Origin of the sequence: Kaistia granuli DSM 23481, assembly GCF_000380505.1 — a bacterium.
Classification (GTDB): domain Bacteria; phylum Pseudomonadota; class Alphaproteobacteria; order Rhizobiales; family Kaistiaceae; genus Kaistia; species Kaistia granuli.
Genome location: NZ_AQYH01000003.1, coordinates 101,826 through 128,597, shown reverse-complemented (window position 1 = coordinate 128,597; position 26,772 = coordinate 101,826). Strand labels below are relative to the sequence as shown.

Sequence of the window (26,772 nt, the reverse complement as noted above, 5' to 3'; positions counted from 1 at the left end):
CGCTAGCGCCAGCAGCGGGAGACGCGACGGCCCGTTGCGGAGAATTGCGGCGGACGCTGCAATTGAGGGCCCCATCTATGCCTCGCGCATCTGGATCGATAGAGCTTCACCTGCCGGCGTCACCCGGCCTGTGGACAGGCTCGTCGCAAGGATCGGCGCTGGCATGGTGCCTGGCCGTTCAAAGCTCTGATGCAGGCGAAGCGACACACGATTGAGCACCAGGGCGCGGACCGTCAGCCCGCAATAGGCGAGCCGCTGGACCGACGCGGTGACGCTCTCATAGGGAGTTCGAGCCCAGCGGGCGACGAAGACAATGGCATCGGCATGGACGCCGATCTGCGCCGCGTCCGACGAGGTGATGACAGCAGGCGTGTCGATGATGACGGTGTCGAAACGGTCACGCAGCGCGGCGACCAGCTGGCCGAAGCGCTTGCCGGCAAGAAGATGTGGCGGATCCTCGCCAGGCCCGCTCGCCGCGACCAGCTGCAACGGGGTGGCGGGATCCGGCGTCAGGAATTCGTCCAGCGGCCGGTCGCTGCCGAGATACGCCGCCAGTCCTGGCAGATCGCCGCCCGGCAATCCGGCGTGAGCCATGCGGGCCACGGCCTGATGGTGCAGATCGGCATCAACGAGCACGATCGATCGTCCCGCAGCCGCCATCGAGCGGGCCAGCGACAGGGCGAGCGTCGTCTTCCCTTCGCCGGGCAATGCCGAGGTCACCATCAGCACAGCGGTGCGTCGGGTCGCCGGGGACAGGCGCAGCATCCATTGCAGCGTAGCGAGGGCTTCGCTGAAGGGCGAGCGGGGCATGCGAACCACCAGTCCGGCCGAGTCCCGGCCGTGTCGACCCGGAACGGCCGGGATGGTCGTCAGAACCGGCAGCCCGGCGGCGGCTTCCAGCGCCTGACGGGACCGGACGCGATGGTCCAGCCGTCCGAGCATCAGGGCCGTTCCGATGCCGCTGACGGCACCGGCCATCAGGCCGAGTAACGACGTCGAGAGCAGGCGCGGGCTGGAGGGCCCGATCGGCACGGTGGCTTCGGAGATCAGGCGCACGCCGGGATCCGTGAGCTCCTTGCGGTCGCCTATCTGCTTGGCGCGGCCGAGCAGGCTTTCGTAGACGGCCCGGTCGGCATTGGCTTCGCGTACCAGCCCTTCCAGACGGACGCGAGCGGTGTCGGAGCCGCCATAGTCGGCTTCGGCGGCCTGTAACTGTTCCTGTAGCGAGGCGACCCGGCGACCGGCGGTGTCGATCTCGTTGCGGAGGCTGATCAGGATATGCTCGACCTCGCGGCCGATCTGTTGTCGCACCGTCTCAAGCTCGGAGGTCAGGGCGGGTATCTCGACGCTCTGCGAGGCGCCGGTATCCTTCAGGACCTGCAGCCGGCGCTCCAGCTGCGTCTGACTGACCCGCAGCTGCTGGATGATCGGCGAGCCGAGCACGTCGCTGAAGCCGTCGAGACCATCCTGTCGACCGGCCAGCAGCGTCGCCGTCTTCTCTCGCGCCTCGGCGGTGGCGAAGGCGGCGCGGGCGGCGATCAGCTCGCTGCTCAGCGCGCTCACGCGTTGCGCGGCGATCGTCACACCGTCTATTTCAAACAGGCCCGACGAGGCCCGGAAGCGCTCGGCGCCCTGCTCCGCCTGCTGCAGCTTTGCCCCGAGGGTCGAAAGTCGTTCTTCGAGCCAATCGCTGACGCGTCGGGTCGCATCGATCTGGACGTCGTCCTGATAGTCGAGATAGGCGCGCGCATAGGCATTGGCGATCCGCGCCGCGATCACGGGATCGTCGGCGCTGTAGGCGATGTAGATCGTGTAGGAGCGGCCGTCATTGACGACGTCGAGATTGGCGCGGAGGCGTTCTTCCAGGGCGGACTGCGGATCGGGCTGCGGCGCCGCCTGGCGGCCGGGCAGTCGGGCGAGGATGCGAGCCAAAACCCCGCGCCCCTGCTGGACAAGGGACTCCCGGGCGGCGGGAATCCGAATGCCGCCCGTCTCCTCGTCGCCAAACGGCGTCGCGCCTTCCTCGGCGAATTTGGCGATTACCCGTTGCGCCATGACGCGGGAGGCAATCATGTCCAACTCCGTCCGCAAAACCGGATTTTCCTGCGGCAATGGCGTGACGACCTGATCGATCGGCATGGCCTGGATGCGGCGGACATCGAGCGCGATCACCGCCTCGGCAAGGTAGTTCGGCGCTTGCAGCGCGTAGGACAGGATACCGGCGGCCAGTCCGGCAGCGACGAAGCCAACGACCAGCCGTCCACGCTGGCGCACGGCCGCAAAGCCGTGCACGCCGGCATCCTGCCAGCCGATCGGAGGCGAAGACTGGATCACGATCGTGTCCTGTGATGTGGAAGGAGCTCAGGCGCAGACGATGGTCGGCGGCATCGACCGATGCAGCTTGTCCGCTTTCGAGGCCGGCTCATGCGGCGTCGCGCTGGCCTGCGGCCGGGCTCGACGCGACGGGAACGCGGCGGCCTGAATGAGATTGTTCAGCTTGAACGCCACTTCGGTGCGATTGTGCGCGCCAAGCTTGCGCATGATGCTGCGGATGTGGACCTTGATGGTGCTTTCGCGGAGATCGAGCTCATAGGCGATGATCTTGTTTGCCTTGCCCTTGCGGATGGCTTCCGCGACGGCGGCTTGGCGCGGCGTCAAGAGGTCCGCCAGCGGATCGTAGGCTGGCTCCGGATACTCCGACGCAAGGATCTCGTCGCGCGACGACGTCAGACAGCTGGCGGGCACAAACAGCCCTCCCGCCCGCGCCAGATTGACGATCTCGATGGCGATATGGAGCCCGACGCTCGTCGGGATGTAGCCCCGCGCGCCCCGCTCCAGCGCCAATAGCACATGCGCGGCGCTCTCGCTGTCGGCGAGCAGGATGGCGGGGATGCCGGGGAAATCGCGCGCCAGCCTGTCGAGCGCGACTTCGACATCGACGTCATCGGCGCGTTGGCTGCCGATGCTGAGGAGAATGGCCGAAACCTGACTATGATGGTCCGCGGCCCTGCCCCACTCGTCGACGGAGCCGAAAGTCAGGATTTCGAGATCGCCACGGCTGGCCATAAGGCCACGGGCCAGACATTCCCTGTCCAGCACACGGCGATCGATCAGGGCGATCCGGATTTCCGCGGCCAGGGCTGCCGGTCCGCGCTCCGCGTCCAGATGGACGCTGTCAACATTCCACATGTCCGGCTCCATTCAGGTCACCAGATGAAGAATTGATTGGCTTGTCTATGCGTGCAATAATCCAAGTATACAACCAGATTGATGAGTTTCCACAACTCTAGGTTGTATTTTTGCTTTTCTTCTCGCTACGAATTCAACATTGGCCGGCGCTATCTGCAGTCTTGGCTGCAACCTCCTTCGAACGGAGTAGGCCAAAGCGTTGCTGGTGCCATCCGGGTGGCTAGCTTCAGCCGTCTCGCCTGGGGCGTCTTTCGCCTGCGCCGTCCAATCGGGACGCGCGTCCGAGATTAGAAGGCGTCGGACCGGGGATGCTCGCGGCGCCAGTCGGCGGGCGGGATGAATTCACCCTGCCAGATTCCGCGTCTGTCACGCCGCGCCGCATGCTCCGCCGCGACGTAGTCGCCCTCACCCCGGCCGCCGAAATTGACGGCGAGGCCATCGCGAACCATCACCTCGCCGATATCGTCCACGCCCTTGGCGCGGCAAGTGGCGACGACACGTCCGAAGCGATCCCGGGCGGAGGGTGAACAAGCCAGTTCGCCGCGCGCGACCAGGGCGCGCAGCGCCTTGCGGGCCTGCTCGCCGCAGCGCCACGGCACACCGCCGGCATCCTGGCAGGACTGATGAAGTTCCGGAGCATCGATGCCCGACAGCCGGAAGTCCTTCCCATCGATCGCCAGCGAGTCGCCGTCGCGCACGATGATCCTGGAGCCATCGGAAGCCCGGATCTCGCGAAGCTGCTGATCCAGGTAACCGATGAACAGCAGGCCCGCGACCAGGAGCACGAGGAAGATCAGCGGCGGCGCCTTACGGCGCCGGGAGCGTGGACGAATCATGACCGGCAATCTAGCGACATGCGAGCCATGAGCGGGAGCGTGTTAGCAGCAACAGCCAGGACTCAGGCTCGGGCCTTCGGCCTGGCGACGGTCTTCTTCGGCGCCGGCTTGGGCTCGGCTTCCTCGGCGGCTTCCTTGGCGAGTCGCAACTGGCGCAGGCGGCTCGTCTTGGCGACCTGCGCAGCGACCCGATCGCGCTCGCCCGCCATCACCGCTGCCTCGCCGCTGCGAAGCTTTTCGGCCTTCTTGAAGCGCTCTTCCGCGCGAGCCTTTGCTGCATCCTTCGTATCGCTGGGAGACATTGCCTTCCTTTCGCGCCGCAGGCGGCTTTCGGCAACTGGGTCGTCAATCCGGGAACGAGACGAACAGGCTGATCGGCGGCACCAACGGAGTCGCCGCCGCCTGCACTCTATCAGCTTTGTCCGGAAGGTGGGGCTGACGCAGCGATCGCCTTACTTCTTTGAACGGCGGATCGACTCGATCGGGACGGCGGGAATGCCGGACTTATCGGCAATCAGCCGATCCTGCGCTTCGATTTCGGCGCGAGCGGGTTCGTCGCCGTCTAGGCCGCCGAGAATATCGCCGGGAACACGCCGATTGGAGCGCTGCGTGCCGTCTTCATAGAAGACGTCGAACAGGACGATTTCGCTGCGGGCGGCTGGTTTCTTGGCCATGGGACGACTCCAAACAGTTTGTCGCCGGAGCCGGGGATCGAGATCCGCATGCCCGACTTGAAAATAAAAAGGGTCCGGCGTCGAAACGCCGGACCCCGTAACGCGAACCGGTTGGTTCAAGCGTTCTGCAGGTTCGCTGCAGCCGACTTGCCGCTGCGGCGGTCGGCTTCGATGTCGAAGCTCAGCTTCTGGCCTTCGACCAGGCCGCGCATGCCGGCGCGCTCAACGGCGCTGATGTGAACGAAAACGTCCGGTCCGCCGCCGTCCTGCTGAATGAAACCAAAGCCCTTCTGGCCGTTGAAAAACTTTACGGTACCGGTAGCCATTTCTCGTGTCCTTTGTCATGCCGTGGCTATGGCCGCGCGACTCCCGCGTCGGCCAATCCGAGTTCCAGCGATGTCTTGGGACGCGCCACACGGGCAAATATCAAGGCAGAGCTAAATATCGAATTCGGTCTATATAAGTCCAAACGGTCAAAACAACAAATCTATCATTTCAAGAGCCATCGGATCGCGGCCGCCGACTTGCGCGGGTCGGTCGCGGCGCCAGGCTTTCCAACGGCTCAACAGCAGACCAGCGGCGCGACAAGCCCGTTCCAATGACGAGGAATCACTATGCAGCCGTCGCAAGACATTGAGCGCCTGATCGAGATCATGGTGGCGCTGCGCGATCCGGATACCGGCTGTTCCTGGGACAAGGTGCAGGATTTCCGGTCAATTGCTCCTTACACGATCGAGGAAGCCTATGAGGTGGCCGACGCCATCGAGCGCGGCGATCTCGTCGATCTGGAAGAGGAACTGGGCGATCTGCTGCTGCAGGTGGTCTATCACGCCCGCATGGCGGAAGAAGTCGGCGCCTTCGGCTTCGGCGACGTCGTGATGGCGATCACCGCCAAGATGATCCGGCGCCATCCGCATGTCTTCGGCAGCGAGGAAGCGCGGAGCGCCGGCGCAGCCAAAGGGCTCTGGGAGCAGGTCAAGGCGGAAGAGAAGCGGATCCGCGCCGAGAAGCGGCGCGCGGCGGGAGAGACCGATGGCGTCGCGCGCGGCCTGCTCGACGATGTCCCCGCCGGCATGACGTCGCTCGCCCGCGCGGTGAAGCTGCAGCAGAAGGCCAGCACCGTCGGATTCGACTGGAATGACCCGCGTGCCGTGCTCGACAAGATCAAGGAAGAGATCGCCGAGATCGAGCACGAACTCGACCAGCCGGCCGTTTCCAAGACACGGGTGCAGGACGAGATCGGCGACCTGCTGTTCGCCGTCGCCAATCTCGCGCGTCATACCGATGTCGATCCCGATGCCGCTCTACGCGGCACCAATGACAAGTTCAGCCGCCGCTTCCGCCATATCGAGACAAGCCTTGCGGCCAAGGGGCGGAGCCCCGCCGAGACAAGTCTCGACGAGATGGAAGCTCTGTGGAACGAAGCGAAGACGCGGCTGCAACAGCCGACGCCAAGCGACGGATCCGAATAAATTACCTGGAAGTGCTGACCGCCATGGCGGTCAGCTTTTGTCGATCGGATCCCAGACCTGCGGGGCCGCCTTGGCCGCCGCCTTCTCAGATGAGGGCAGCAGCTTCGCGCCCGGGAATTCGCGGTGGAAGCTCTGTTCGTGCTTCTCCGGCACCCGGATGGTGGCGATGGTCCTGCCGTCTTCCTCGTCGAGGCGCGTCAGCACCTCGCCAAGCTCATAGAGCCGATGCAGCTTCGCCAACGCCTCGCCCGAGAGCGACACGGTATAGACCGGCCGCCCCTCGTTCAGTCGCTGCTCGACCATGTCGAGCAGGCCAGCGACGCCCTCGCCGGTCAGGGCCGAGATCGGCACGATGGCCGGCTTGCCCTTGTCGGCATTGGCGCGCGCCGCCGGCCGGGCTTCTTCCGGCAACAGGTCAATCTTGTTCCAGACCTCGATCAGCCGGTCCGTCTTGCCCACTTCGACGCCCAGTTGTTCCAGCACGTTCATGACGTCGCGGGCCTGGGCTTCGCTGTCTTCATGCGCGATGTCGCGAACATGCAGGATCAGCGTCGCTTCGATCACCTCTTCGAGCGTCGCCCGGAAGGCGGCCACGAGGTGTGTCGGCAGGTCGGAGATGAAACCCACCGTATCCGACAGGATCGCCTCGGTGCCGTGCGGCAGCTTCAGCCGACGCAGCGTCGGATCGAGCGTCGCAAACAGCAGGTCCTTGGCGAAGATGTCCGATTTGGTGAGCGTGTTGAACAGCGTCGACTTGCCGGCATTGGTGTAGCCGACGAGCGCCACGATGGGCTGCGGCACCTTGCGGCGGCTCTCGCGCTGCAGCCGGCGGGTGCGCACGACGGTCTCAAGCTCATGCTCGATCCGGGAGATGCGCTCCTGGAGCGCGCGCCGGTCGGCCTCGATCTGGGTTTCACCGGGGCCGCCGAGGAAGCCGAAGCCGCCGCGCTGGCGCTCTAGGTGGGTCCAGCTGCGGACGAGACGGCTCTTCTGGTAGTTGAGGTGGGCGAGTTCGACCTGCAGCGTGCCTTCACGAGTCTGCGCGCGTTCGCCGAAGATCTCGAGGATGAGAGCCGTCCGGTCGATGACCTTGGCTTTCCATTCCTTTTCGAGATTCTGCTGCTGAACCGGCGTCAGCGCGTGGTCGACGATGACCAGGCCAATATGATCGGCTTCGACGCGCTCGGCGATCTCGGCGACCTTGCCGGTTCCGAACAGCGTGCCCGGCTTGAACATCGGCAAAGGCACGGCGATGCCGTCGACCACGTCGAGTTCGATGGCCCGTGCCAGCCCGATCGCTTCCTCGACGCGGGCGGTCGGGCTACGGTCGACGCCGCTCTTTTCGGCTTCTGCCCGCCGCGTGCGCGCTGGACGAACGGGAACGAGCACCAATGCCCGCTCCGGCACATGCTTGGTTTCGATATGACTATCGGATGCCTCGGGCCCTTCGGCGCCTTCCGGCAGATCGTTATTCTCGGACAATCAGGCTCCTGGCCGCTCGCCCTCTTCGCCCGGCTCGAAGAGCTGAACGGGAGCGCCCGGCATGATGGTGGAGATGGCGTGCTTGTAGACGAGCTGGGAATGGCCGTCCCGCCGCAGCAGCACGCAGAAATTGTCGAACCAGGTGACGATGCCCTGCAGCTTCACACCGTTGACGAGGAAAATCGTCAGCGGGATCTTGCTCTTGCGGACATGGTTGAGGAACGTGTCTTGTAGATTTTGGGCGCGTTCTGCCATTCTTGTCTCTCACGCTTAACCTTGTTGGGGACCAAGTCCCGGCGGCCGGTTCACGTTCCGGCCTCGTGTCACTTTGCCCGCAGAATCGCCGCGCGTCACCAAGAAATGCGACGCAGTGCAAAGCTGTGCGAATCTCGGCCGGCGGCTCAACCGCGCATGCGGGCCGGCGCCGCGGTGGCAAAGTCGTGGAAACGCCGGCGCAGTTCCGTCGCCACCGTTCCCGGAGCGCCATTCGCGATCGGGCGTCCGTCGAGCTCGACTACCGGCATCACGATCGCCGTCGCCGCGGTGAAGAAGGCCTCGCGCGCAGCATGCGCTTCCGCCAGGCTGAACGGGCGTTCCTCGATCTTGAGGCCCGCCGCCTTGGCGACTTCGAACAGCACCGTGCGGGTGATGCCGCGCAGGATGCCGCTTTCGGCCGGTCGTGTGACGAGGACGCCGTCCGGCGTGACGATCCAGGCATTGGTGGAGGAGCCCTCCGTCACCATGCCGTCAGCGTCGACGAACCAGGCCTCGTAGGCTCCGGCCTCCTTGGCCGCCTGCTTGGCGAGCACGTTCGGCAACAGCGAGACCGTCTTGATGTCGACCCGTTCCCAGCGATTGTCCGGGACGCTGATCACCGAAACGCCCTTCTCCGCCTTCTTATCGCCGGCGCTGCTGGGCGCAGATTTGGAGGTGACGACGATCGATGGCGGCGTGCCTTCGGCGGGGAACAGATGATTGCGGGGCGCGACGCCGCGGGTGATCTGCAGATAGACGAGGCCCTCGGTCACCTTGTTGCGGCGAACGACTTCGCGCAGGACAACGCCGAGCGCGGCGAGACTCATTGGCTGCGCGATGCGCAGTTCCTTCAGCGAGCGCTCGAGCCGGGCCATGTGCAGCGCTTCGTCGATCAGCCGGCCGTTGCGGATCTCGCAGACTTCGTAGACGCCGTCAGCGAACTGGTAGCCACGGTCCTCGACGTGAACGACGGCCTCGGCGTGACGAAGGTAGAGACCGTTCACATAGGCAAAGCGCGACATGGCATTCCTGCTGGGCGAAGAGAATCAGGCATCGGCGACCGCCGCCGGGCGCGCCGCATCGGACAATGCGACGCCGGCGGCCGTCAACCGACGCCGAGCGATTTCAACTTCCGGTGCAGGGCCGAGCGTTCCATCCCGACAAACTCGGCCGTGCGGGAAATGTTGCCACCGAAACGGTTGACCTGCGCCGTCAGATATTCGCGCTCAAAGATCTCGCGCGCGTCGCGCAGCGGCAACGACATCAGATGCTCGCCGCCACGATTGGGCGTCGTCGGCAGCATCTCGCCCACCTCCGGCGGCAGCATGTCCGCCGAGATCGCCTGGCTCTCGTCGCCGCGCGCCAGGATCAGCAGCCGCTCGATGTTGTTGCGCAGCTGGCGGATGTTTCCCGGCCAGTCATGCGTCTGCAGCACCGCCATCGCGTCCGAGCCGACAGTGCGGATCGGCAGCCCCGTCGTGCGCGAGATCTGGTCGATGAAGTGGGTGACGAGCTCGGGCACGTCGTCGCGGCGTTCCGCCAGCGCCGGCACGCGCAGCGGCACAACCGAGAGCCGATGGAACAGATCCTCGCGGAAGGCGCCGTCCTGGATCTCGTGCTCGAGATCGCGCGCCGTCGACGAGATGATGCGGACGTCGACCTTGACCTTGGCGGTACCGTTGACGCGCTGGAAGCTCTGGTCGATCAGCACGCGCAGGATCTTGCCCTGCGTCTCCCTCGGCATGTCGGCGACTTCGTCGAGGTAGAGGGTGCCGCCATGCGCCTCTTCCAGAGCGCCGACGACGCGCGTCGAGCCGGTGCCGTTCTCGGTCCCGAACAGCTCGTGCTCCATGCGATCGGGCGTGATCGCCGCCGCATTGACGACGACGAACGGGCCATCCATGCGCAGCGAGGATTCATGGATGGCGCGCGCCACCAGTTCCTTGCCCGATCCGGACGGGCCGGAAATCATGATGCGGCTGTTGGTCGGCGCGACGCGTTCGATCGTCTGCTTCAGATGGCTCATCGCGATCGAGGAACCGACCAGGCGGTTGGAATCCCCTGCCCGCTCGCGCAGGTCGCGCACCTCGCGGCGAAGCTTGGACGCTTCCAGCGCCCGCTCGGCGATGAGCAGCAGGCGGTCGGACTTAAACGGCTTCTCGATATAGTCGTAGGCGCCGCGCCGGATCGCCGACACGGCCGTCTCGATATTGCCGTGGCCGGAGATCATCACGACCGGCAGGTCGGGATGCTGCGCCTTGATGATGTCGAGCAGAGCCAGGCCGTCGATGCGACTGCCGGTCAGCCAGATGTCGAGGAATATCAGCGTCGGCCGGCGCTTCTCGATTTCGGCGAGGGCGGTATCGGTATCGCCAGCGGTCCGCGTTCCGTGACCCTCGTCCTCGAGGATTCCGGCAACGAGCCCGCGGATGTCAGCTTCATCATCGATGATCAAAATATCGGATGGCATGATCTCTATCTTCGTCAGGCGTCTACGGGATTGGTCTTGTGGTTGGCGCCGGGGCTTGCCCCGCCGTCGTGCGACGGACGCGGCAAGGTGATCCGGACCATGGCGCCCCGCCCCCCAGCGGCAACGGCAGGCGAATCGAGCAGGTCGAGATGCCCGCCATGTTCTTCGATGATCTTGCTGACGATGGCGAGGCCGAGGCCGGTCCCCTTCTCGCGCGTCGTCATGTAGGGCTCCAGCAGGCGGTGCCGGTTTTCATGTGGCAGGCCGATGCCTGTGTCGATGATCTCGACGATGTTGAAGTCGCCTTCGACGCGAGCCTGCACCGTGATCTTCGGCGGGATCGGATCGTCGGCCGGCACAGCCGCGATGGCCTCGGTGGCGTTCTTGACCAGATTGGTGAAGGCCTGCGAGATCAGGCGCGGGTCGAACCGCCCGATCAGCGGCTGCTCCGGCAGGTTGACTTCGAACGTGATTTCCGGATTGGCGACTTCCATCAGGAAGACGGCCTCGCGCGCGGCCTCGCCCAGATCGCGCTCCTCGAAGGTCGGCTTCGGCATCCGCGCGAAGGACGAGAACTCGTCCACCATGCGGCCGATATCGCCGACCTGACGGATGATCGTGTCGGTGCACTGGTCGAAGACCTCGCGACCCTCGACGATCCCCTTGCCGAAGCGGCGCTTCAGCCTCTCGGCGGAAAGCTGGATCGGCGTCAGCGGGTTCTTGATCTCGTGTGCGATGCGGCGGGCGATGTCGGCCCAGGCGGCGCTGCGCTGCGCCGTCACCAGATCGGTGATGTCGTCCAGCGTAATGACATAGCCGTGGTCGGACGTGTCGGATTCCTCGGTCGTGACGCGAACGTTGATGGTGCGCTCGCGGCCGTCGCGGACGACCGATACCTGGTCGCGATGCTCGGTCCGGTTGGTCTCGGCAAGAGCCGCCGACACCACTTGGGACAGCTCCGGCACGATCTCGATCACCGGCCGGCCGAGCGTGTCCTCCTGGTCGAGACCGAGCAGGCGCAGCGCGCCCCGGTTGGCAATGGTGACGACGCCGTTCGCGTCGGTTCCGACCACGCCGGCGCTGACGCCGGCGAGCACCGCCTCGGTGAAGCGGCGGCGGCTGTCGATCTGCTCGCTGGCGGCCACCAGTTCGTGGCGCTGGCTGCGGAGTTCGGCCGTCATTGTGTTGAAGGTCGCGCCGAGCGCGCCGAGGTCGCCGTCCGAGCTCTTGAACGGCACATGCACTTCGAGATTGCCGCGACCGATTTCGTCGGCGGCGTCGATCAGCCGGCGGATCGGCGAGACGAGCCGGTTGGCGAAGCCGATGCCGAGCCAGACGGCGGAGAGCAGCACGACCAGGGCCAGGCCCAGATACAGCAGGCCGAAGGCGATCTGCACGCCGAGGCGGGTCGCCTCCAGGCTCTTATATTCGTTCACGCTCGCCGTCGTCTCGGCGATGTAGCGGATGACCTTCGGGTCGATCTCGCGCGTGATGTAGAGGAAGACGTCGGTGTAGTTGTCGAGCCGGACAAGCGCGCCGACGACATTGGTGGCGCCGGGCGCGATCAGGATCGGTTCCGAGCCGGGCTTGGCGACGCGCGTCAGGGCGTCGGGCGGCGGCGGCAGATAGCCGGTCGAGAACTGGAAATTGGCCTGGGCGATCAGCGTGCCGTCCGGCTTGACGAGAAACACGCCGGGAATGCCGCGCAGCGCCGCCATCGAATTCATGAACGACTGGAACCGGTCCGGGTTCTGCTCCAAGAGCACCTGCGCGCGCTCAAAGTCGGACTTCAGCCCCAGAATATCGACCTTCAGCGTGCGCGCGTGTTCTTCGGCGTAGGCCTGGGCGATCGACAGCGAGGTATCGACGATGGCGCGGGTGCGCTCGGAGAACCAATGGTCGAGGCCCCGGTTCAGCGTGATGCTGGCCACCACGGCGATCAGGATGGCCGGCACGACGGCGACGATGCTGAACAGCCCGACGATCCGGATGTGCAGTCGCGCCGCGGCGCGTCCCCGACGCCGGGCCCGGATCAGCATGGCGACCTCGAGCCCGAGCTCGAGCATCAGCAGGCCGGTGAGCACGCCGTTGACGGCGAGCGCCCAGAACACGACGGGAGCGGTCGGCTCGACCGGCGTCAGTCCCATCAGCAGGAAGAAGCTGAGGCAGGCGCAGGTCAGCGCCAGAATGACGGTGACGTAACCTGCCGCGCGCACGGTGAAGCGCAGGCGGCGACGCTCGGATTCAGGCGCGACTGTGCCGTCCGCCAAAGCCGGTTCATTCGCCGCGATCATGCCGCGGCTCCGCCGGAGAGGTCAAAATGCCAGAATCGCATACGGTTCTCAGAGCCCTTCATGCGGGGACACTGGGACCGAATTGCAACATCAATGTGGCGAACCGGCAACAGGCGCCGGTCCGCCCCGGCTTGTCAGCGCGGGTTGCGCATCACCTGGACGTCAAGGTCGCGGATCTTCTTGCGGAGCGTGTTGCGGTTGACGCCGAGCAGCTCCGCCGCCTTGATCTGGTTGCCGCGCGTCGCCGCCAAGGCCGTGCTGATCAGCGGGTATTCGACGTCGCGCAGGATGCGGTGATAGAGGCCGGGCGGCGGCAATCCCTCGCCAAAGCCGTGGAAATAGGTCGAGAGGTGCCGCTCGACCGAGCTCATCAACGTATCCTCCATCGCCGCGCCGTCCGCGGGCATCGCGGCCGCCGGCTGGTCGAGTTCCGCTTCTATGATGTTCTCGGTGATCGTGTCCTGCGGGTAGAGCGCTGCCAGGCGCCGGATCAGGTTTTCCAGCTCGCGCACATTGCCCGGCCAGCGGTAGCGCTTCAGCCGCTCGACCGCCGCGACCTCGATCTGCTTGTGCGGAAGGCCATCCTTCTCGCCCAGCGTGAAGAAGTGACGAACCAGATCGGGGATATCCTCCGAGCGCTCGCGCAGCGCCGGCAGGCGGATCGGCACGACGTTCAACCGGAAGAACAGGTCCTCGCGGAACAGCCCCTGGTTGATCAGGATTCGCAGGTCCTTGTTGGTGGCGGCGACGATGCGGACATCCGTCTTTATCGCGGTGCGGCCGCCGACCGTCGTGTATTCGCCCTGCTGCAGCACGCGCAGCAGGCGTGTCTGCGCCTCCATCGGCATGTCACCGATTTCGTCGAGGAAGAGCGTGCCGCCCTCGGCCTGCTCGAAGCGGCCGGCGGAGCGGGCTTGCGCGCCGGTGAAGGCGCCCTTCTCGTGGCCGAACAGTTCGCTCTCGATCAGGTCGCGCGGGATGGCGGCCATATTGATGGCGACGAAGGGCCCGGTGCGGCGCTTGCCGTAGTCATGCAGCGCGCGGGCGACAAGTTCCTTGCCGGTGCCCGACTCGCCGGCGATCATGACCGTCAGATCGGTCTGCATCAGTCGCGCCAGCACCCGATAGATGTCCTGCATGGCGGGCGAGCGACCGACCAGCGGGATGTTCTCGCTGCCGTCGTCGATGCGGGCGTCCTTGGCGCGCTGCTTTGGCTCGGCCAGCGCCCGGCCGACGATCGAGATCAGCTCCTTCAGGTCGAACGGCTTTGGCAGGTATTCGTAGGCGCCGCGCTCGGAGGCGCGGATGGCGGTCATGAACGTATTCTGCGCGCTCATGACGATAACAGGCAGTTCCGGCCGGGCGCGCTTCATCCGCGGCAGCAGGTCGAAGGCGTTTTCGTCCGGCATGACGACGTCGGTGATGACGAGGTCGCCCTCGCCCTGGCTGACCCATCGCCACAGCGTCGCCGCGTTGGAGGTCAGGCGGACTTCGTAGCCGGCGCGGGACAAAGCCTGGTTTAACACGGTGCGGATCGCCGCGTCGTCGTCAGCCACGAGGATGGTGCCGGTCGCCATGTCAGTTGTCCTTGTCTGCAGGTGCTTCGCCCGGGAATGCCGGCATCAACACACGGAAGGTTGTGCGGCTCTGCTGGGAATCGCATTCGATGACGCCGCCATGGTCGCCGATGATCTTGGCGACGAGTGCCAGGCCGAGGCCGGAGCCGTTGGTCTTGGTGGTGACGAAGGGGTCGAACAGATGCGGCAGCATGTCCGCCGGCACGCCGGGACCATTGTCGCGCACCGTGAATTCGAGCGGCAGCGTGACCCGGTTGGTCGAACCCGGAACGGAGAGCCGGATGCCGGGCTTGAAGGCCGTCGACAGCAGGATCTCGCCATTGTCGTCATGGCCGATCGCCTCGGCGGCGTTCTTCACCAGATTGAGGAAGACCTGCACCAGCTGGTCGCGATTGGCATAGACCGCCGGCAGCGACGGATCATATTCCTCGATGATGCGGATATTGCGGGCGAAGCCGGATTGCGCCAGCCGCTTCACATGTTCCAGCACGACATGGATGTTGACCGGCGCGCGCTCGACCGGACGCTCGTCGGAGAACACCTCCATGCGGTCGACCAGCTTCACGATCCGGTCCGTCTCGTCGCAAATCAGGCGCGTCAGGGCGCGGTCCTCGTCGTCGACGGACGATTCCAGCAGCTGGGCGGCGCCGCGAATGCCGGAAAGCGGGTTCTTGATCTCATGCGCCAGCATGGCGGCAAGCCCCGTCACCGAGCGCGCCGCGCCGCGATGGGTGAGCTGGCGGTCGATCTTCTCGGCCATCGTCTTTTCCTGCAGCAGGATGACGACCGAGTCCGGCCGCTCCGGCACGGGCGAGGCATAGATGTCGACGATCCGGTCGCTGCCATTGCGCGGCGTGCCGACATCGACGCGATATTCGTTGACGGCGGCGCCGCGGGTCCGCACCTGCTCGATCAGCGAGAGCAGCGGGCTGCCGAACGGCACGAAATGGGCGATCGGTTGGCGCCGCAGCACGGCGATCGAGGCCTGGAAGAAATCCTGCGCGGCGCTGTTGGCGTCGGTGACATGCCCTGCCCCGTCGATCATCACGATCGGATGTGGCAAGGCGTCGAGCAGGATCGACGCTGAGCCGCCAGCGGCGGTCGCGATGTCGCTCGGAGCCATGTTCCTGTTCACGCGGCTCTCCTCGTTTCGGCATCGCCAAGGTGCTGGCGCAGCAGGGCGGCCACGCGGTCGGGATGGGTTTCGGTCATGATGGCGAGGCGCGCCTCCGCCGCCATAGCCTCGGGCCCGAGCGCCTCGATGGTCCAGCTCAGATGCTTGCGGGCGTTGCGGACGCCCAGGACCGGCCCATAGAGCTCAATCATTTCCTCGAAATGTCCGACCACCAGATCGATCAGCGCGTCGCCGCGTGGCGCTTCCGGCATGGTCCCGGTGGCGGCGAAGCGCGCCAGGTGCCCCGGCATCCAAGGGCGACCATAGGCGCCGCGCCCGACCATGACGCCATCGGCGCCCGAGGCGGCCAGCATCGGCGCCAGGCTGTCGACGCTGACGCAATCGCCATTGGCGATCAGCGGGATCGAGATCGCCTGCTTGACGGCGGCGATGGCGGCCCAGTCGGCCGTGCCCTTGTAGAACTGGCAGCGCGTCCGGCCGTGCACGGTGATCATCGCGACGCCGGCATTCTCGGCGCGCTGCGCCAGCTCGGGCGCGTTGATGGTCTTGTCGTCCCAGCCGAGCCGCATCTTCAGCGTGACGGGGACCGGGCTCGCCGCCACCGTCGCCTCGACCAGCGTCAGGGCGTGGTCGAGATCGCGCATCAGCGCCGAACCGGAATAGCCGGTCGTCACCCGCTTGGCGGGGCAGCCCATGTTGATGTCGATGATATCGGCGCCCGAATCGGCGGCGGCCTTGGCGCCCTCGGACATCCAGTGCGGCTCGCGCCCGGCGAGTTGAACGACATGCAGGCCGTTCCCGGTCGCCTCGGCCCGCATCGCCGTCTCGGCATTGCCGGAGGCGAGCTCCTCGCTCGCGACCATCTCCGAAATCACCAGTCCCGCTCCGAATGACGCCGCGACCCTGCGAAAAGGGCGATCGGACACGCCGGACATCGGGGCAAGCAGGACCCGGTTCGCGATCGTCACGCCGCCAATGTCGAGAGGGGCGGCCAGGCGCGCGACAGGATTTGGGACTTCAGACAATATGACTACCGAATAGGCACGGGTTAAGGTGCCTACATATTAGTCATGGAGAGGACCGCGGCAAGAGACTTGTTGCGTTGCAGTGTGAAATCTCCGATCCATGCGACCATCTGTCAAAACAGCCGCAAGGCCGATTTCCAGCGGGGATCTCTCGCCCATGAACCAAAGTGTGAGCCCCTCGCGCATCGCGGCGCTGATCGTGGCGGCCGGACGCGGCGTGCGGGCCGGCGGTGATCTGCCGAAGCAATATCGCCCGCTCGGCGGCCAGTCGATCCTGCGGCGCACGACCTCGCTTTTCCTCACCCATCCGCGCATCGACGACGTGCTCGTCGTCATCCACGGCGATGATGCCGATCTCTATGGCGAGGCGGTCGCCGGCCAGGCCGGACTGCTGCCCTTCGTCACCGGCGGCGCAACGCGGCAGGATTCGGTCCGGCGCGGGCTGGAGGCGCTGGCGGAGCGCGGGGTCACCCATGTACTGATCCATGACGCCGTTCGCCCCTTCGCATCGCCGGCCCTGATCGATCGCGTCATAGACGGACTGCAAGGCTCCGACGCCGTGCTGGCTGCCTCGCCGGTGACCGACACGCTGAAGCGCGGCGATGCCGCCCGCATCGTCACCGACACGGTTTCGCGCGACGACCTCTATGCCGCCGAAACCCCGCAGGCGTTTCGTCTCGCCGCCATACTGGACGCGCATCGGCTCGCCGCTGAATCCGCCGAGGGCTTCACGGACGACGCTGGCATCGCCGAATGGGCCCAAATTCCCGTCCAGATCGTGCTCGGCGAGCGTTCGAACATCAAACTGACCATGCCGGAGGACATCGAGATGGCGGATCAGCGGCTGCGCATGGAAGCGCTTCTTCAGGCCGGCGAGACCCGCGTCGGCACCGGCTATGACGTGCATTCCTTCACCGAGGGCAGCGGCGTCTGGCTCGGCGGCATCGAGATCCCGCACGACCGCAAGTTGTCGGGTCATTCCGATGCTGATGTCGCCCTGCACGCGCTGACCGACGCCGTGCTCGGCGCCATCGCCGATGGCGATATCGGCGATCACTTCCCGCCCTCCGATCCGCAATGGCGTGGCGCATCCTCGGACCGGTTCCTGGCCTTCGCGGCGAAGCGTGTGGCGGAACGCGGCGGCGCGATCGTCAATCTCGATCTCGCCATCATCGCCGAGGAGCCGAAGATCGGCCCGCATCGCGACGCCATGCGAGCTCGGATCGCCGCGATCGCCGGCATCAGCGCCGGCCGCGTCGGGGTGAAGGCGACGACGAATGAGAAGATGGGGTTTGTCGGCCGGGGCGAAGGCATTGCCGCGATCGCCACCGCGACGGTCCGCCTGCCCTTCACGGAGGAAGCATGACCAATCTCAGCCCGCTCGAGGCCCCGGCCCGCGCCCTGATCGAGCTCTGCATCGCGCGCGGATTGACGATCGTAACGGCCGAATCCTGCACCGGCGGCCTGATCGCCGGCGTGCTGACGGAGATCGCGGGCTCGTCGGCCGTGGTCGACCGCGGTTTCGTCACCTATTCGAATGAAGCCAAGAGCGAGATGATCGGCGTGCCGGCGGAACTGATCAAGCGCGTTGGCGCCGTCAGCCAGGAAGTTGCGCTCGCCATGGCGGCAGGCGCGTTGGCCAAGTCCGGTGCGGATCTCGCCATCGCGGTCACCGGCATCGCCGGACCCGGCGGTGGCTCGCCAGAGAAGCCGGTCGGTCTGGTGCATTTCGGCGTCATGCGTCGGGGCTCGCCGGCCCGCCATGCCGTCCATGTCTTCGCGGATCGCGACCGCTCCGGCGTCCGCTTCGCCACGGTCTCCGAGGCGCTGGCCTTGCTGCGCGAGGTGGCGACGCAGGAGAGCTGACAGGGCTGACTGGTCCGAGCCGGAGCCGCAGAGCTACCCGCTCACTTCGGGCACGACGCCGTAGATGGCGTCGGCACGCTTCTCGAAGGCGTCGGCGAACTTCCGGAACGCCTTGTCGAACACCGCGCCCATCAGGGCCGAGAGCGTGCGCGAGCGGAACTCGTAGTCGATCGAAAAGCTGACGGTGGAGTGCGCGTCATCGACGGGCGTGAACGTCCAGATATTGTCGAGATGCTTGAACGGTCCGTCGAGATATTCCGCCCGGATCGTACCGGCCTCGCGATCCAGCACGACCTTGGTGGTGAAGGTCTCGCGGATGATCTTGTAGGCGACCGTCATGTCGGCGATCAGCAGCTCGCGCGTGCCGTCCGGCTTGCGGCCCCGGATTACCAGCCGCTCGCAGAGCGGCACGAAGAGCGGGTATTTCTCGACATCCGCCACGAGGGCGAACATCTCGTCTGCCGAATGGCCGACATGCCGCTCGGTCGAAAAGCTTGGCATTGGCGACCTCAGCCCTGGTGCTGGGCCTGGCGCGCCGAACGCAGGCGGGCGAAATCCTCGCCGGCGTGGTGCGACGAGCGCGTCAGCGGGCTGGACGAGACCATCAGGAAGCCCTTGGCATAGGCGATCGTTTCGAACGACTTGAACTCGTCCGGCGTAACGAAGCGGATGACCGGATGGTGCTTGCGGCTCGGCTGCAGGTACTGGCCGATGGTCATGAAGTCGACTTCGGCAACGCGCAGATCGTCCATCAGCTGCAGGATCTCGTTCCGCTCCTCGCCGAGGCCGACCATAATGCCGGACTTGGTGAACATGTTGGGATCGAGCTCCTTCACCCGCTGCAGCAGGCGCAGCGAATGGAAGTAACGGGCGCCGGGCCGCACCTTGAGGTACTTGGACGGCACCGTCTCGAGATTGTGGTTGAACACGTCGGGGCGCGCCTCGACGACCACTTCGAGCGCGCCCGGTTTGCGCAGGAAGTCCGGCGTCAGGATCTCGATGGTGGTGCCCGGTGCCGCGCGACGGATCGCGTAGATCACGTCGGCGAAATGCTGTGCGCCGCCATCGGCGAGATCGTCGCGGTCGACCGAGGTGATGACGACATGCTCGAGCCCGAGCTTGGCGACGGCTTCCGCCACCTTCTCCGGCTCGGCGCGATCGAGCGCCTCTGGCATGCCGGTGCGGACGTTGCAGAAGGCACAGGCGCGCGTGCAGGTGTCGCCCATGATCATGAAGGTCGCGTGCTTCTTCGACCAGCACTCGCCGATATTCGGGCAGCCGGCCTCCTCGCACACCGTGACGAGACCGTTCTTCTTCACGATCTCCTGCGTCTCGCGATAGACGGGCGAGCCCGGCGCGCGGACGCGGATCCAGTCCGGCTTGCGCAGCAGCGGCGTTTCCGGGCGGTTCGCCTTTTCGGGGTGGCGCGGCCGAAGGTCCTTGCCGGCGGTACGCGTATCGAGAACGACGACCATGGTAACTCCGAACTCCCCTTACGCGCGGCGCAGGAGGCTGAGCAGGAACAGGAGAACGATCGCGCCAATGGTCGAGACGACCAGGCTGCCGACGAAACCTGCGAAATGAATATTGAAGGCGGCGGCCAGCGCGGCGCCGATCCAGGCGCCGACGAGGCCGACGATCAGGTTGATGATCAACCCGTGCCGGCGCTCCATGGCGCGCGACGCGATCCAGCCGGCCAGGATGCCGATGATGATCGTCGCGAAGATACCGACACCGTTCATGATGAGCCCCGATCAGCCATTGTGAAGAACCATATGGGGGAAGACCGCGCGCAACGCCAGCTTTGTGTCGCGCATGGCCGTCATGCAATCACCTTCGCCAGGCAGACAACGATCACCGCGCCGACCGCCGCGATGACGACCTGATTGGCGAATTCATAGCCGAGATTGACGGGCACATTGAAGTAGCTGACGAGAAATCCGCCGACCACCGCGCCGATCAGGCCGGTGATGATGTTGCGGATTATGCCGCCGCCGCCGACCACGATGCTGGCGAGCCAGCCGGCTATCAGGCCGATCGCCACCCAGATCAGGACGCTTTTTACTTGCGGATCCATCCGCTTTTCTCTCGATTCACCGCGGGCGGTCGATCCATGACAGCCGTCGCCACGTCATCGATCGACGTCGGGCGCCGGGTACCGCGAGCATCGCGGCCCGGCATCCGTGCAACTAGATATGGATCGCCCGGCCATAAGCCGAGAGCACGCTCTCATGCATCGTCTCCGACAGGGTCGGATGCGGGAATACGGCGTTGATCAGCTCTTCCTCTGTTGTCTCGAGGTTCATGGCGATGACGAAGCCCTGGATCAGCTCGGTCACTTCCGCGCCGACGAGATGGGCGCCGAGCAACTGGCCGGTCTTCTTGTCGAAGACGGTCTTGACCAGGCCCTCGGGCTCGCCGAGCGCGATCGCCTTGCCGTTGCCGATGAAGGGGAACTTGCCGACGCGCACGTCGTAGCCGGCTTCCTTCGCCTTCTTCTCGGTGAGGCCGACCGAGGCGATCTGCGGGTTGCAGTAGGTGCAGCCCGGGATCTTGGCCTTGTCCATCAGGTGCGGATGCTGGCCGGCGATCGCCTCGACGGCGATGACGCCCTCGTGCTCGGCCTTGTGCGCCAGCATCGGCGGGCCAGCGACGTCGCCGATCGCCCAGATGCCGGGGACGTTGGTCTTGCCGATGCCATCGATGACGACGCAGCCGCGATCCGTCTTGACGCCGAGCTTCTCGAGGCCGAGGCTCTCGATGTTGCCGACGACGCCGACCGCGGAGATCAGCTTCTCGGCCGAGATCTCCTGCGTCTTGCCATCGGAAGTCTCGATCGTCGCCGTGACCGAATTGGCCGCCTTGACGACCTTGGTCACCTTGGCGCCGGTCAGGATCTTGATGCCCTGCTTCTCGAAGCGCTTGCGGGCATGCGCCGCGATCTCTTCGTCCTCGACGGGCAGGATCTGCGGCAGCACCTCGACGACCGTCACCTCGGAACCCATGGTCCGATAGAAGGACGCGAACTCGATGCCGATGGCGCCGGAGCCCATGACGAGCAGCGACTTCGGCAAGCTGTCGGGCACCATGGCCTCGAAATAGGTCCAGATCTGCTTCTTGTCCGGCTCGATGCCGGGCAGCGCGCGCGGGCGGGCGCCCGTCGCGACGATGATGTTCTTGGCCTCGTAGTCGCCGCCGCCGAGCGCGCCCTTGGGCGGGTTGTCGGAAGCCTTGACGGTGAGCTTGCCCGGCGCCGTGATCTCGGCCGAACCCCAGATCACGTCGACCTTGTTCTTCTTCAGCAGGCCGCCGACGCCCTGGTTCAGCTGGGCCGAAACGCCGCGCGAACGCTTGGTGATCGCCGCCATGTCGAAGCCGATCTTCTCGGCGGACAGGCCGTAATCCTTGGCGTGCTCGAAATAGTGGTAGACCTCGGCCGAGCGCAGCAGCGCCTTGGTCGGGATGCAGCCCCAGTTCAGGCAGATGCCGCCGAGATGGCTCTTCTCGACCACGGCGGTCTTGAGGCCGAGCTGGGCGGCGCGGATGGCGGCGACATAGCCGCCCGGGCCCGAGCCGATGATGATGACGTCGTAGGGTGCGGCCATGTTCGTCTCGCTGACGTGAAGGGTTTTGCGGCTCCCTCCCCGCCTGGAGAAGGGAGCCGAAAGGACGGCGCTGGACTAGACCAGCATCGCCATCGGCTTCTCGATGAAGCCCTTGAAGGCCTGCAGAAGCTCGGCCCCGAGCGCGCCGTCGACGACGCGGTGATCGGTGGAGAGCGTGACCGACATGACGGTCGCGATCTTGATCTCGCCATTGCGGACGACCGGCTGCTGGATACCCGCGCCAACGGCGAGGATCGTCGCATGCGGCGGGTTGATGATCGCCGCGAAGTCCTTGACGCCGAACATGCCGAGATTGGAGACCGAGGTCGTGCCGCCCTGGTACTCCTCCGGCTTCAGCTTGCGCTCGCGCGCCCGCTTGGCCAGGTCCTTCATCTCGTTCGAGATGGCGGAGAGCGACTTGATTTCGGCATTGCGGACCACCGGGGTGATCAGGCCGCCCGGGATAGACACGGCGACGCCGACATCGACCACCTTGTGGACGAGCATGCCGCCATCGGTCCAGGAGGCGTTGGCGCCCGGCACCTTCTTCAGCGCCAGCGCCATGGCCTTGATGACCATGTCGTTGACCGAGATCTTGTAGGCGGGCTTGCCGTCGGCGTCCTTCGGCGCGGCACCGTTGATCTGTTCGCGCAGCGCCAGCAGCGCGTCGAGCTCGGTGTCGACCGTGACGTAGAAGTGCGGGACGTTCTGCTTCGATTCCGTCAGGCGGCGGGCGATCGTCTTGCGCATGTTGTCATGCGGCACGAGATCGTACGAGCCTTCGGCGAACAGCTTGAGCGTCTGCGCGTCGGTCGGGCCGGCATGGGCGGGAGCCGCCGTTGCAGCGGCGGGAGCCGGCGCGGCAGCGGCCGGCGCGGCCTTGGCGACGCCGCCCTTCTTGGCGGCCTCGATGTCGGCCTGGACGACGCGGCCATGCGGACCGGTGCCGGTCACCTTGGAAACGTCGATGCCAGCTTCCCTGGCGAGACGGCGTGCCAGCGGCGATGCGAAGACGCGCTCGCCCGACGAGGCGGCCGGGACGGCAGCCGGAGCGGGCGCGGCCGCCGGCGCCGCTGCGGGAGCGGAGGCTGCGGGAGCCGGGGCAGCGGCAGGAGCCGCCGCGGGCGCCGGAGCGGCTGCGGCCGGCGCGGCCGAGCCGATCGCGCTCTTGTCCTCGCCCTCGGCGAGCAGAACGGCGATCAACGCATTGACCTTCACGCCCTGCGCGCCTTCCGGAACCACGATCTGGCCGACCGTGCCTTCATCGATGGATTCGACTTCCATCGTCGCCTTGTCGGTCTCGATCTCGGCGATGACGTCGCCAGCCTTGACCTTGTCGCCCTCCTTCACGTTCCACTTGGCGAGGTTTCCCTCTTCCATGGTCGGCGAAAGCGCGGGCATCAGGATATTGATCGGCATAAAGCACCTATTGGCGTGATTCTGGCGTGCCCAGGTCGTTCGGACGGTCCCATTCGGAATCGAACATGGCCTTGATCGCGTCCAGCGCCTGCTCTTCCGAGCAGACGCCGTCCGTTTCAAATCCACGCGCTACCTGACGTGCGATGTCGACCAGGAGGATACCCCAAGTCGCAGGATCATCGAACGCCGTCCGGAAGCTGACGTCCAGACCCTTGTCGACGATCCAGGCGCGGAACACTTCCGCGGCATCATCCGAGGCCAGGGCGCCGGGCGGAATTTCGAGCTCGCGTTTGTGTCCGGCCATGGCGCTACCGATACGTTACGGCTTTGACGGCGGCGACGACTTCGCCGACGTTGGGCAGAGCGAGCTTCTCGAGGTTCGCGGCGTAGGGCATCGGAACGTCCTTGCCCGTCACCTTGAGAACCGGCGCGTCGAGGAAATCGAACGCCTTTTCCATCAGCTCGGACGCGATGTGCGAACCGATCGAGTTCTGCGGCCAGCCCTCTTCGACGGTGACACAGCGACCGGTCTTCTTGACCGATTCGATCACCGTATCGATGTCGAGCGGACGCAGCGTGCGCAGGTCGATCAGCTCGGCGTCGATGCCCTGCTCGGCGAGCTCGGCGACCGCCTTGGTCGCGTAGGTCATGCCGATACCGAACGAGACGACAGTGACGTCCTTGCCGGGCTTGTGGATTCGCGCCTTGCCGATCGGCAGGACGAAATCATCCAGCTGCGGCACGTCGAACGAGTGACCGTAGAGGATCTCGTTCTCGAGGAAGATCACCGGATTGGGATCGCGGATCGCCGCCTTGAGCAGGCCCTTGGCGTCGGCAGCCGTGTAGGGCACGACGACCTTGAGGCCGGGGATGTGGCTGTACCAGGACGAGAAGTCCTGGCTGTGCTGCGCGCCGACGCGGGCCGCGGCGCCATTCGGGCCACGGAAGACGATCGGGGCGCCCAACTGGCCGCCGGACATGTAGAGCGTCTTGGCGGCCGAGTTGATGATCTGGTCGATCGCCTGCATGGCGAAGTTGAAGGTCATGAACTCGACGATCGGCCGAAGCCCGGCCAGCGCGGCGCCGGTGGCGAGACCGGCGAAGCCGTGCTCGGTGATCGGCGTATCGATGACGCGGTCGGCGCTGAATTCCTGCAGCAGGCCCTGGGTGACCTTGTAGGCGCCCTGGTACTCCGCGACTTCCTCGCCCATGACGAAGACGTCGGGGTCGCGGCGCATTTCTTCGGCCATCGCGTCGCGAAGCGCTTCGCGGACGGTGGTCGAGACGAAGGTGGTGCCGGCCGGAATATCCGGATCGGCGGCGATCGTCACGGCGACGGGAGCGGCGGGAACCGGAGCGGGCGCGGCTGGCGCGGCCTGCGGCGCGGCGGCGGCCGGGGCTTCTGCGGCCTTCGGCGCCTCGGCCGGAGCGCTCGACACCGAGGAAGCGTCCTCGCCTTCGGCGACAAGCACGGCGATCTTGGTGTTCACCTTCACGTTCTCGGTGCCTTCCGGCACCAGAAGCTTGGCGATCGTTCCCTCGTCGACGGCTTCGACTTCCATCGTCGCCTTGTCAGTCTCGATCTCGGCGATCACATCACCGGACTTGACCTGGTCGCCTTCCTTCTTGAGCCATTTGGAGAGCGTGCCCTCCTCCATGGTCGGCGAGAGGGCCGGCATCAGAATATCGATCGGCATCGTCTTCTCCCGGCCTTACTTCACAATGTCCGTCCAGAGCTCGGAAACATCCGGCTCCGGATCGTTCTGGGCGAATTCCGCCGCATTGTTCACGATTTCACGCACTTCGGCATCGATCTTCTTCAGATCGTCCTCGGAAGCCCAGCTCTTCTCCAGCAGGCGGCTGCGAACCTGCTCGATCGGATCGTGCTCGTTGCGCATCTTCTGGACTTCGTCCTTCGACCGGTACTTGGCCGGGTCGGACATCGAGTGGCCGCGATAGCGGTAGGTTTCGATCTCGAGGATGTAGGGGCCCTTGCCGGCGCGGCACCAGGCGACGGCCTTGTCGCCGGCCGCCTTGACGGCGCGCACATCCATGCCGTCGACCTTCTCGCCCGGAATGCCGAACGACACGCCGCGACGGGAGAAGTCGGCCTGCGCCGAGGAGCGCGACACGGACGTGCCCATGGCGTAGCGATTGTTCTCGATGACGTAGACCACGGGCAGCTTCCAGAGCTGCGCCATGTTGAAGCTCTCGTAGACCTGGCCCTGGTTGGCGGCGCCGTCGCCGAAATAGGTCAGGCAGACATTGTCGGTCTTGCGATAGCGGTTGGCGAAGGCGAGGCCGGTGCCGAGCGGAACCTGCGCACCGACGATGCCGTTGCCGCCGAAGAACTGCTTCTCGATGGAGAACATGTGCATCGAGCCGCCCTTGCCGTGCGAATAACCGCTACGCCGGCCGGTCAGCTCTGCCATCACGCCGTTCGGATCCATGCCCGCGACGAGCATGTGACCATGGTCGCGATAGCTGGTGATGGTCTGGTCCTCACCGGTGCGGATCGCCATCTGCATGCCGACGACGACCGCTTCCTGACCGATGTAGAGGTGGCAGAAGCCGCCGATCAGGCCCATGCCATACATTTGGCCGGCCTTTTCCTCGAAGCGGCGGATCAGGAGCATCTCGCGGTAGGCGAAGAGTTCCTGCTCCTTGGAGAAGTTCTCTGCGGGGGTCGACGTCGCCGACTTTACCGCTGCAGTCTTTCGTCCGGCGGCCGGCGCAGATTTGCTGCCGACTTTCGCTTTGGCTACAGCCATGCCTTGTTCTCCGGGGCGTTTCCCAAACTGATGGGCGGGACGTTATCCGAAGCCGATGGGCATTCCAAGATGCATGAGAAGCATCGGAGCCATGCGCCAACTACATGACTTGATTATCAAAAACAGCGATGAACTGAATAATGGTTCATCGGTATTTTTTTCGACATTCAATGCTGCAGGGATTGCTGCGCTGCAGCAACGCTGATCACAAGCTCATCGGCCTGTGCGACGTTGAGCTTGGCGCGGGCACGCTCGTCGATCATGTCCGGGTCGAGACTCTCCGGGCGGAGCAGTTGCGTGCGCGCTGCAAGAGACTGCCGTTCGACCTTGAGTTTGGCCAGTTCCTTCTCGAGCACGACCGCTTCGCGCTCCATTCGCTCGCGCGACCAGATGCCGTAGTCGCCGTTGAAGGAGTGGTAGGCAAAATACCCCATCACGGCCACGGAGCCGAGCGGAAGGATGAGCCACCGAAGTTTGGAATGCTTACGCTGACGTGTGGTCATGAGGGACTGTGAACGCGATGCAACATGATGAACAAATCATGGGGCAAGACGATTAACGCGGAGTTTCCACCGCCGGCGCCACAGCGCGTTTGCCCCTTGATCACAGCTTTCTGAACGAGGCAGCGAAAGCGGCCGGCAACTTCTGCGTATTCGGAGCTGGCCGGCGCACCGGCAGCCGAGCCGCGCGCGCCCATGCGAC

General features: G+C 65.6%; 27 protein-coding genes. 3 read left to right on the top strand and 24 right to left on the bottom strand.

All coding sequences use genetic code 11. The features are described from left to right. Nucleotides 1–75: 75 nt before the first annotated feature. The 6 genes from G342_RS23025 to G342_RS0102945 form a co-directional block, all read right to left on the bottom strand. Entirely contained in the window at nucleotides 76–2,334 is a 2,259-nt protein-coding gene (locus G342_RS23025) for a GumC family protein (RefSeq protein WP_018181615.1), read from the bottom strand. Between the two features lie 27 nt (nucleotides 2,335–2,361). Further along, nucleotides 2,362–3,189, bottom strand: coding sequence for a response regulator transcription factor (locus G342_RS23020; RefSeq protein WP_018181614.1), 828 nt, complete (start codon nucleotides 3,187–3,189; stop codon nucleotides 2,362–2,364). A gap of 287 nt (nucleotides 3,190–3,476) precedes the next feature. Beyond that, complete coding sequence (locus tag G342_RS0102960; protein WP_198010724.1) at nucleotides 3,477–3,974, bottom strand: thermonuclease family protein; 498 nt, start codon at nucleotides 3,972–3,974, stop codon at nucleotides 3,477–3,479. A 113-nt stretch (nucleotides 3,975–4,087) separates the two neighbouring features. Continuing rightward, a complete protein-coding gene (locus G342_RS0102955; RefSeq protein WP_018181612.1) occupies nucleotides 4,088–4,327 on the bottom strand; it encodes a hypothetical protein in 240 nt (79 codons plus the stop codon). A 150-nt stretch (nucleotides 4,328–4,477) separates the two neighbouring features. Further along, nucleotides 4,478–4,699 carry a hypothetical protein gene (locus G342_RS0102950; protein ID WP_018181611.1) on the bottom strand — a complete coding sequence of 74 codons (222 nt, stop codon included), beginning with the start codon at nucleotides 4,697–4,699 and terminating at the stop codon, nucleotides 4,478–4,480. Between the two features lie 116 nt (nucleotides 4,700–4,815). Further along, nucleotides 4,816–5,025 carry a cold-shock protein gene (locus G342_RS0102945; protein ID WP_018181610.1) on the bottom strand — a complete coding sequence of 70 codons (210 nt, stop codon included), beginning with the start codon at nucleotides 5,023–5,025 and terminating at the stop codon, nucleotides 4,816–4,818. 288 nt (nucleotides 5,026–5,313) lie between these two features. Between G342_RS0102945 and mazG the strand changes: the two genes are divergently transcribed. Continuing rightward, nucleotides 5,314–6,171: a nucleoside triphosphate pyrophosphohydrolase gene (mazG, locus tag G342_RS0102940; RefSeq protein WP_018181609.1), complete on the top strand. Its 858-nt coding sequence runs from the start codon at nucleotides 5,314–5,316 to the stop codon at nucleotides 6,169–6,171. Between the two features lie 30 nt (nucleotides 6,172–6,201). On the opposite strand, the gene hflX is transcribed toward mazG, so the two are convergent. The 8 genes from hflX to dusB form a co-directional block, all read right to left on the bottom strand. Further along, nucleotides 6,202–7,653: a GTPase HflX gene (gene hflX / locus G342_RS0102935; protein WP_018181608.1), complete on the bottom strand. Its 1,452-nt coding sequence runs from the start codon at nucleotides 7,651–7,653 to the stop codon at nucleotides 6,202–6,204. After that, the gene (hfq, locus tag G342_RS0102930) at nucleotides 7,654–7,908 is read right to left on the bottom strand and encodes an RNA chaperone Hfq (protein WP_018181607.1); all 255 of its coding nucleotides are present in this window, start codon (nucleotides 7,906–7,908) and stop codon (nucleotides 7,654–7,656) included. Nucleotides 7,909–8,054: 146 nt separating this feature from the next. Next, complete coding sequence (locus G342_RS0102925) at nucleotides 8,055–8,930, bottom strand: D-amino-acid transaminase (RefSeq protein ID WP_018181606.1); 876 nt, start codon at nucleotides 8,928–8,930, stop codon at nucleotides 8,055–8,057. An 83-nt stretch (nucleotides 8,931–9,013) separates the two neighbouring features. After that, complete coding sequence (gene ntrX, locus G342_RS0102920; protein ID WP_018181605.1) at nucleotides 9,014–10,378, bottom strand: nitrogen assimilation response regulator NtrX; 1,365 nt, start codon at nucleotides 10,376–10,378, stop codon at nucleotides 9,014–9,016. Between the two features lie 14 nt (nucleotides 10,379–10,392). Beyond that, nucleotides 10,393–12,672, bottom strand: a complete 2,280-nt coding sequence (locus tag G342_RS0102915; RefSeq protein ID WP_018181604.1) for a sensor histidine kinase NtrY-like — start codon at nucleotides 12,670–12,672, stop codon at nucleotides 10,393–10,395. Between the two features lie 134 nt (nucleotides 12,673–12,806). Further along, nucleotides 12,807–14,249: a nitrogen regulation protein NR(I) gene (gene ntrC, locus G342_RS0102910; RefSeq protein WP_018181603.1), complete on the bottom strand. Its 1,443-nt coding sequence runs from the start codon at nucleotides 14,247–14,249 to the stop codon at nucleotides 12,807–12,809. Nucleotide 14,250: 1 nt separating this feature from the next. Then, the gene (locus G342_RS0102905) at nucleotides 14,251–15,372 is read right to left on the bottom strand and encodes a two-component system sensor histidine kinase NtrB (RefSeq protein ID WP_018181602.1); all 1,122 of its coding nucleotides are present in this window, start codon (nucleotides 15,370–15,372) and stop codon (nucleotides 14,251–14,253) included. Nucleotides 15,373–15,380: 8 nt separating this feature from the next. Continuing rightward, on the bottom strand, nucleotides 15,381–16,319 hold the full coding sequence (gene dusB / locus G342_RS23015) for a tRNA dihydrouridine synthase DusB (protein ID WP_051094094.1): 939 nt from the start codon (nucleotides 16,317–16,319) through the stop codon (nucleotides 15,381–15,383). Nucleotides 16,320–16,566: 247 nt separating this feature from the next. On the opposite strand from dusB, the gene G342_RS0102895 reads away from it, so the two are divergent. Both G342_RS0102895 and G342_RS0102890 read left to right on the top strand, forming a co-directional pair. After that, nucleotides 16,567–17,775: a bifunctional 2-C-methyl-D-erythritol 4-phosphate cytidylyltransferase/2-C-methyl-D-erythritol 2,4-cyclodiphosphate synthase gene (locus G342_RS0102895; protein ID WP_026304057.1), complete on the top strand. Its 1,209-nt coding sequence runs from the start codon at nucleotides 16,567–16,569 to the stop codon at nucleotides 17,773–17,775. Further along, complete coding sequence (locus tag G342_RS0102890; RefSeq protein WP_018181599.1) at nucleotides 17,772–18,275, top strand: CinA family protein; 504 nt, start codon at nucleotides 17,772–17,774, stop codon at nucleotides 18,273–18,275. The genes G342_RS0102895 and G342_RS0102890 overlap by 4 nt, the downstream gene beginning before the upstream one ends. Before the next feature lie 33 nt (nucleotides 18,276–18,308). Here the strand turns inward: G342_RS0102890 and G342_RS0102885 are convergent, their stop codons facing one another. From G342_RS0102885 to G342_RS0102840, 10 genes are all read right to left on the bottom strand, one after another. Further along, the gene (locus G342_RS0102885; protein WP_018181598.1) at nucleotides 18,309–18,776 is read right to left on the bottom strand and encodes a type II toxin-antitoxin system RatA family toxin; all 468 of its coding nucleotides are present in this window, start codon (nucleotides 18,774–18,776) and stop codon (nucleotides 18,309–18,311) included. Between the two features lie 8 nt (nucleotides 18,777–18,784). Then, nucleotides 18,785–19,750, bottom strand: a complete 966-nt coding sequence (lipA, locus tag G342_RS0102880; protein ID WP_018181597.1) for a lipoyl synthase — start codon at nucleotides 19,748–19,750, stop codon at nucleotides 18,785–18,787. An 18-nt stretch (nucleotides 19,751–19,768) separates the two neighbouring features. Beyond that, the gene (locus G342_RS0102875) at nucleotides 19,769–20,017 is read right to left on the bottom strand and encodes a GlsB/YeaQ/YmgE family stress response membrane protein (protein ID WP_018181596.1); all 249 of its coding nucleotides are present in this window, start codon (nucleotides 20,015–20,017) and stop codon (nucleotides 19,769–19,771) included. Nucleotides 20,018–20,097: 80 nt separating this feature from the next. Then, a complete protein-coding gene (locus G342_RS0102870; protein ID WP_018181595.1) occupies nucleotides 20,098–20,352 on the bottom strand; it encodes a GlsB/YeaQ/YmgE family stress response membrane protein in 255 nt (84 codons plus the stop codon). A 112-nt stretch (nucleotides 20,353–20,464) separates the two neighbouring features. After that, nucleotides 20,465–21,880, bottom strand: coding sequence for a dihydrolipoyl dehydrogenase (lpdA, locus tag G342_RS0102865; RefSeq protein ID WP_018181594.1), 1,416 nt, complete (start codon nucleotides 21,878–21,880; stop codon nucleotides 20,465–20,467). Between the two features lie 75 nt (nucleotides 21,881–21,955). Further along, nucleotides 21,956–23,299 (bottom strand): pyruvate dehydrogenase complex dihydrolipoamide acetyltransferase, encoded by a 1,344-nt coding sequence (locus G342_RS0102860; protein ID WP_018181593.1) that lies wholly within the window; start codon nucleotides 23,297–23,299, stop codon nucleotides 21,956–21,958. A 7-nt stretch (nucleotides 23,300–23,306) separates the two neighbouring features. Next, on the bottom strand, nucleotides 23,307–23,603 hold the full coding sequence (locus tag G342_RS0102855) for a DUF5076 domain-containing protein (RefSeq protein WP_018181592.1): 297 nt from the start codon (nucleotides 23,601–23,603) through the stop codon (nucleotides 23,307–23,309). A gap of 4 nt (nucleotides 23,604–23,607) precedes the next feature. Next, nucleotides 23,608–24,996 carry a pyruvate dehydrogenase complex E1 component subunit beta gene (locus tag G342_RS0102850; protein ID WP_018181591.1) on the bottom strand — a complete coding sequence of 463 codons (1,389 nt, stop codon included), beginning with the start codon at nucleotides 24,994–24,996 and terminating at the stop codon, nucleotides 23,608–23,610. Between the two features lie 15 nt (nucleotides 24,997–25,011). Continuing rightward, nucleotides 25,012–26,070: a pyruvate dehydrogenase (acetyl-transferring) E1 component subunit alpha gene (gene pdhA / locus G342_RS0102845; protein WP_018181590.1), complete on the bottom strand. Its 1,059-nt coding sequence runs from the start codon at nucleotides 26,068–26,070 to the stop codon at nucleotides 25,012–25,014. Between the two features lie 167 nt (nucleotides 26,071–26,237). Continuing rightward, on the bottom strand, nucleotides 26,238–26,573 hold the full coding sequence (locus G342_RS0102840) for an FtsB family cell division protein (protein ID WP_018181589.1): 336 nt from the start codon (nucleotides 26,571–26,573) through the stop codon (nucleotides 26,238–26,240). Nucleotides 26,574–26,772: the final 199 nt, after the last annotated feature.